Source organism: Microbacterium sp. HMWF026 (assembly GCF_003061325.1).
Lineage (GTDB): Bacteria > Actinomycetota > Actinomycetes > Actinomycetales > Microbacteriaceae > Microbacterium > Microbacterium testaceum_E.
In genome coordinates this window covers 1-5,759 of the sequence record NZ_QAJB01000105.1, presented here as the reverse complement: position 1 = coordinate 5,759, position 5,759 = coordinate 1, and the positions used below count along the sequence as shown (strand labels likewise).

The following is a 5,759-nucleotide window of genomic DNA, read 5'->3' as shown; positions in this document are numbered from 1 at the left end:
GGGTGGGGGTGGGCACGACGTGGGCGGTGATGCCGAAGCGGTCGGCGATGCGCTGAGCCATCTGCCCGCGGGCGTCGTCGGGCGGACTGATCGAGATCGTGACGAGTCCGACGTCGCGGGCGTGCTGCAGCAGGCGCGACACCGACGAGCGCGACACCCGCATCTCGTGGGCGATGGCATCCATCGTGAGGTCCTGCATGTAGTACAGCTGCGCCGCACGCAGAGCGTCTCGGGAACGCTCCTCCGCCGCCGTCGTCACGATCGATCCTTCTGCATGGACACCATTGTGCACGTTTGTTCAAGGGGCTTGCAACAACGTGCAGACGGGCGCATCCTGATCGTCGTACCAACAACGAAAGGTCGCAGTCGACATGTCGTCTCCCGCTTCTCCGCTCCGCGCCGACGTCCAGGCGCTCCGTGACGCCGAGGACCTCGACGTCCTCATCATCGGTGGAGGCATCAACGGCCTCGCCACCCTGCGCGACCTGGCCCTGCAAGGCGTGAGCGTCGCGCTCGTCGAGCGCGGGGACTTCGTCTCCGGCGCGTCGTCGGCGTCGAGCCACATGGTGCACGGCGGCATCCGCTACCTCGAGAACGGCGAGTTCCGCCTGGTCAAAGAGGCGGTCACCGAGCGCAACGACCTGCTCAAGACGGCCCCCCACTACGTCAAGCCGCTCGAGACGACGATCCCGATCTACAAGACGTTCTCGGGCATCCTCTCCGCTCCGTTCCGCCTGCTGGTGACGCACGGTCGCGGCAAGCCCAACGAGCGCGGCGCCCTGCTGATCAAGGTCGGCCTGATCATGTACGACACCTTCTCGCGCGACGGCGGCACCGTTCCCCGCCATAAGTTCCTGGGCAAGAAGAAGTCGCTCGCCGAGCTGCCCCAGCTCAACAACGACCTCGCCTACACGGCCACCTACTTCGACGCGTCGATGCACGACCCCGAGCGCATCGCGCTCGACGTCCTGCGCGACGGCATCGAGGCGGGCGCGGGCCGCACGCAGGCCGTCAACTACGTTTCGGCCGTCGGCGCCGACGCGAACGGCGTGCGCGTGCGCGACGAGGTCTCGGGCGAGGAGTTCAGCGTCAAGGCCAAGGTCATCCTGAACACCGCCGGCCCCTGGACCGACCTCGCCAACGAGGCCATGGGGCTCAAGACCCAGTTCATGGGTGGCACCAAGGGCTCGCACATCGTCCTCGACAACCCCGAGCTGCTCGCCGCCACCGGCGGACGCGAGATCTTCTTCGAGCACTCCGACGGACGCATCGTGCTGATCTACCCGCTCAAGGACCGCGTCCTCGTCGGCACGACCGACATCGACGCCGACCCCGGCAAGCCGGTCGTCTGCACCGACGATGAGATCGAGTACTTCTTCGACCTCATCGGTCACGTCTTCCCCACCGTGAGCGTCGACCGTTCGCAGATCGTCTACACCTTCTCCGGCATCCGTCCCCTCCCCCGCCACGACGACACGGCCCCCGGCTTCGTCTCGCGCGACTACCGCATCGTCGAGGACGAGATCGCGGGCGTGCCGGCCATGAGCCTCGTCGGCGGCAAGTGGACCACCTTCCGCGCTCTCGCCGAGCACCTCAGCATGAAGACGCTGCAGAAGCTGCGCCGTCCGCACCGCGTGAGCACCCAGGGACTGTCGATCGGTGGCGGCGCCGGGTTCCCGTCCACGCCCGAGCAGCGGCGTCGCTGGGTCTCCGCCCGCACGAATGCGCACTCGGCGGAGCTCGTGGATGCCATGCTCGAGCGGTACGGCACTCGCGCCGACGTGATCCTCGCCGCCCTGCCGGCCGAGCCGACGCCGGTCGAGGACGCCCCCGGGTACTACCGCGAGGAGTTCGCCTGGATCGCCGACAACGAGCAGGTCGTGCACCTGATCGACGTGCTGCTGCGCCGCACGCACCTCGCCTTCGTGGGCGGGATGACCGAGCGCACGCTGCGCGAGGTCGCCGAGGCCGTCGCCGGCCCGCTCGGCTGGGACGCCGCGCGCATCGACGACGAGGTGACCCGCACCACCGAGATCCTGCGGTCGGCGCACCGCGTCGATCTCGCTCAGGCCGGGGTCGCTCGAATCTGAGAGAACGTGCGGGCGTGCCGTCTGTTGCACGCCCGCACGCGCCCCATAGGTTCGGATCACCGAGCCGCATCACCACCCGAGCCGAAGGTGTCCGGGTGTCAGAAGAAAGGTCGATGACGACATGCAAGAAGTGAACCTGGGGCTGTACTTCCTCTCGGAGGTGGTGGGCACCGCGATGCTGATCCTGTTGGGTTGCGGCGTGGTGGCCAACGTCGCCCTCGCCAAGACCAAGGGCAACGCCGGTGGAACCCTGATGGTCAACTGGGGCTGGGGCCTGGCGGTCTTCGCCGGTGTCATCGTCTCGGCGTACTCCGGTGCGCAGCTGAACCCCGCCGTGTCGATCGGCCTGCTGGTGGCGGGCAAGATCGGCTTCGTCCAGTTCCTGGTCGCCGTCGCCGCGCAGCTGGTCGGCGCGATCATCGGTGCCGTGCTGGCCTGGGCCTCGTACAAGCAGCACTTCGACGACGAGCCCGACCCCGCCGCCAAGCTCGGCGTTTTCTCGACGGGACCGGCGATCCGCTCGTACGGTTTCAACTTCCTCACCGAGGTCATCGCGACCTTCGTGCTGGTGTTCGTGATCTTCGGCTTCAGCGACTACGGCGTGGCCGACATCGGCGTGCCCGGAGGCATCGGGGGCCTTGCCGCCGTTCCGGTCGCCCTGCTCGTGGTCGGCATCGGCGCCTCGCTCGGCGGACCCACCGGTTACGCCATCAACCCCGCTCGCGACCTCGGCCCCCGCATCGCCCACGCGATCCTGCCCATCAAGGGCAAGGGATCCAGCGACTGGGGCTACGCCTGGGTCCCCGTGGCCGGCCCCCTCGTCGGCGGTCTGCTCGCCGGTGTGCTCGCTCCTGTCCTGCTGGGCCTGGGCAAGTAACCCACCGTCTCATCCCGGGGGCGTCGACGCTCGCGCGGCGCCCCCTCTCCACGTCACACCTTCACCACTTACCGAACAAGACAAAGGAGTCCATACATGGCCGACTACGTCCTCGCCATCGACCAGGGCACGACCTCGACGCGCGCGATGATCTTCGACAAGTCCGGGAGCGTCGTCTCCGTCGGGCAGAAGGAGCACGAGCAGATCTTCCCGCGCGCCGGGTGGGTCGAGCACGACCCCCTCGAGATCTGGCGCAACACCCAGGAGGTGATCGGCCTCGCCCTGAGCCGCGCCGACATCACCCGCCACGACATCGCCGCCGTCGGCATCACCAACCAGCGCGAGACCGCGGTGGTCTGGGACAAGAACACCGGCAAGCCCGTCTACAACGCCATCGTCTGGCAGGACACCCGCACGCAGTCGATCGTCGACCGCCTCGCCGACGGCGACCCGGAGCGCTACAAGAGCATCGTCGGCCTGCCCCTGGCGACCTACTTCTCGGGCACCAAGATCGTGTGGATCCTCGAGAACGTCGACGGAGCGCGCGAGAAGGCCGAAGCCGGCGACCTGCTTTTCGGTACCACCGACACCTGGGTGCTGTGGAACCTCACGGGCGGCATCGACGGCGGCGTGCACGCCACCGACGTCACCAACGCCAGCCGCACGCTCTTCATGGACCTCGAGACGCTGTCGTGGCGCGAGGACATCCTCGCCGACTTCGGCGTGCCCGCCTCGATGCTCCCCGAAATCCGCTCCTCGTCCGAGGTGTACGGCACCGTCGAGTCCTCGTCGCTGCTGCGCGAGACGCCGATTGCCGGCATCCTGGGCGATCAGCAGGCCGCGACCTTCGGTCAGGCCGCCTTCGACCCGGGCGAGAGCAAGAACACCTACGGCACGGGCAACTTCCTCATCTTCCAGACGGGTGAAGAGATCGTCCACTCCAAGAACGGTCTGCTCACGACCCTCGGCTACAAGCTGGGCGACCAGCCGGCGCGCTACGCGCTCGAGGGCTCGATCGCCGTGACCGGTTCGCTCATCCAGTGGCTGCGCGACCAGCTCGGGATCATCTCGTCGGCCCCCGAGGTCGAGGCCCTCGCCTCGAGCGTGGACGACAACGGCGGCGTGTACTTCGTGCCGGCGTTCTCGGGCCTGTTCGCGCCCTACTGGCGCCCGGACGCCCGCGGGGCGATCGTCGGCATGACGCGTTACGTCAACCGCGGTCACATAGCCCGCGCCGCTCTGGAGGCCACGGCCTTCCAGTCGCGCGAGGTGCTCGACGCGGTCAACGCCGACTCGGGCGTCGACCTGGCCGAGCTCAAGGTCGACGGCGGCATGACCGCCAATGACGCGCTGATGCAGTTCCAGGCCGACATCCTCGGCGTGCCGGTCGTGCGCCCGGTGGTCGCCGAGACCACCGCCCTGGGCGCCGCGTACGCCGCGGGCCTGGCGGTCGGCTTCTGGGACAACCTGGACGACCTGCGTGCCAACTGGCAGGAGGACAAGCGCTGGGAGCCCAACATGGACGGCGACGAGCGCGACCGCCAGCTGCGCCTGTGGAAGAAGGCCGTGACCAAGTCGATGGACTGGGTCAACGACGACGTGGAGTGATCCCCGCGTGAACATCGGAACCCCGTCGGTCCTATGCCGGCGGGGTTCCGTCGTCTCCGGCGGCCGCGGTCCCCCGGCCCGTGTGGGGCGGCGGGCTCACGGCATCCGGATGCCGACCCTCAGCGCCGCGGCTTGGGGAACGCCGCGCGCATGGTGTCGGACTGCAGGTAGTCGCTCACGCCGATCAGCAGGAGCGCGAACAGGATCTGCTCGGTGACCACCCAGAACGGATAGAGCCCCGGGATCGCCGCGAGCACGAGGGCGACCACCGGGAAGATGCGGCTGAACAGCTGCAGGCGCCGGAACGCCCAGTACCAGCCCGCCCGCGCGCGCCAGAGGAAGTAGAACAGCGTCGTCGTGATCGCGAGCACCACCAGGCACCGCATCCACACGGCGAAACCGACGTCGTCGCCGCGGGACGTCATCACCAGGGCGACGACGACCGTCGCCAGCCCGAGCACGAAGCCCGCCCCCAGCAGGACGGTGATCGCCGTGAACGCACGGCGCACCTTCGGATCGTCCGAGACCGCGACGCGGTGGTCGGCCTGACGACCTCCGGCGATCCGGTCGAGGCGGCGGAGGGCGGGTTCGAGCTGCATGCGCTCACAATACGACGCGCGACCGGGGCGCCCGTCGCACCGCCCCGTCAGCCGACGGTGATCACCGGCTCGTGGCGCACCGGGAAGTTCACCGAGTTGGCGATGAAGCACCACTCGCGGGCCTGGCGGTGGGCGACGGTCGCGGCCTCGACCATCGACTCGTCCGCGACGCGCACCCGCGGTCGCAGCACCACCTCGGTGAACGCTCCTCCGCTGTTGCCGTCCTCCTGGAGCGTCCCCGACGCGTCGTCCTCGTACCCGGTCACCACGACACCGGTCGTGACGCACGCGTGCAGGTACGACAACAGGTGGCATTCGCTGAGCGCCGCGAGCAGCAGCTCCTCGGGGTTCCATTTGGCGGGGTCGCCGCGGAAGGGCTTGTCGGCGGATGCCGCGATCGCGGGCTTCCCGTCGACCTCGAGCGTGACGGCGCGGTCGTAGTCGCGATAGCCACTCGTCCCGGTGCCGCGGTCACCGGTCCAGGTCGAGCGCAGGCGGTAGTGGTGCTCTCCGTTCATGTCCCCAGTCTGCCCCTCCCCCGTGCCCGCGCGGGCCGGAGGAACGCCGGACCCACCGGGATACGAT

At 69.0% G+C, this 5,759-nt stretch carries 6 protein-coding genes; 3 read left to right on the top strand and 3 right to left on the bottom strand.

Annotated features, from left to right (window positions below; translation table 11 throughout):
• Positions 1–259 (bottom strand): MarR family transcriptional regulator (locus DBR36_RS05015; protein WP_146185235.1); only part of this gene is annotated, 259 nt, incomplete at its 3' end.
• A 112-nt stretch (positions 260–371) separates the two neighbouring features.
• Between DBR36_RS05015 and DBR36_RS05010 the strand changes: the two genes are divergently transcribed.
• The 3 genes from DBR36_RS05010 (at position 372) to glpK (ending at position 4,575) form a co-directional block, all read left to right on the top strand.
• Complete coding sequence (locus DBR36_RS05010; protein WP_108317845.1) at positions 372–2,090, top strand: glycerol-3-phosphate dehydrogenase/oxidase; 1,719 nt, start codon at positions 372–374, stop codon at positions 2,088–2,090.
• Between the two features lie 121 nt (positions 2,091–2,211).
• Positions 2,212–2,967, top strand: a complete 756-nt coding sequence (locus DBR36_RS05005) for an MIP/aquaporin family protein (RefSeq protein WP_108317844.1) — start codon at positions 2,212–2,214, stop codon at positions 2,965–2,967.
• A 96-nt stretch (positions 2,968–3,063) separates the two neighbouring features.
• Positions 3,064–4,575 carry a glycerol kinase GlpK gene (gene glpK / locus DBR36_RS05000; protein ID WP_108317843.1) on the top strand — a complete coding sequence of 504 codons (1,512 nt, stop codon included), beginning with the start codon at positions 3,064–3,066 and terminating at the stop codon, positions 4,573–4,575.
• 119 nt (positions 4,576–4,694) lie between these two features.
• Here glpK and DBR36_RS04995 read toward each other — a convergent pair whose 3' ends face one another.
• Positions 4,695–5,174 carry a hypothetical protein gene (locus DBR36_RS04995; RefSeq protein ID WP_108317842.1) on the bottom strand — a complete coding sequence of 160 codons (480 nt, stop codon included), beginning with the start codon at positions 5,172–5,174 and terminating at the stop codon, positions 4,695–4,697.
• Between the two features lie 47 nt (positions 5,175–5,221).
• Positions 5,222–5,692: an OsmC family protein gene (locus DBR36_RS04990; protein WP_108317841.1), complete on the bottom strand. Its 471-nt coding sequence runs from the start codon at positions 5,690–5,692 to the stop codon at positions 5,222–5,224.
• Positions 5,693–5,759 lie beyond the last annotated feature (67 nt).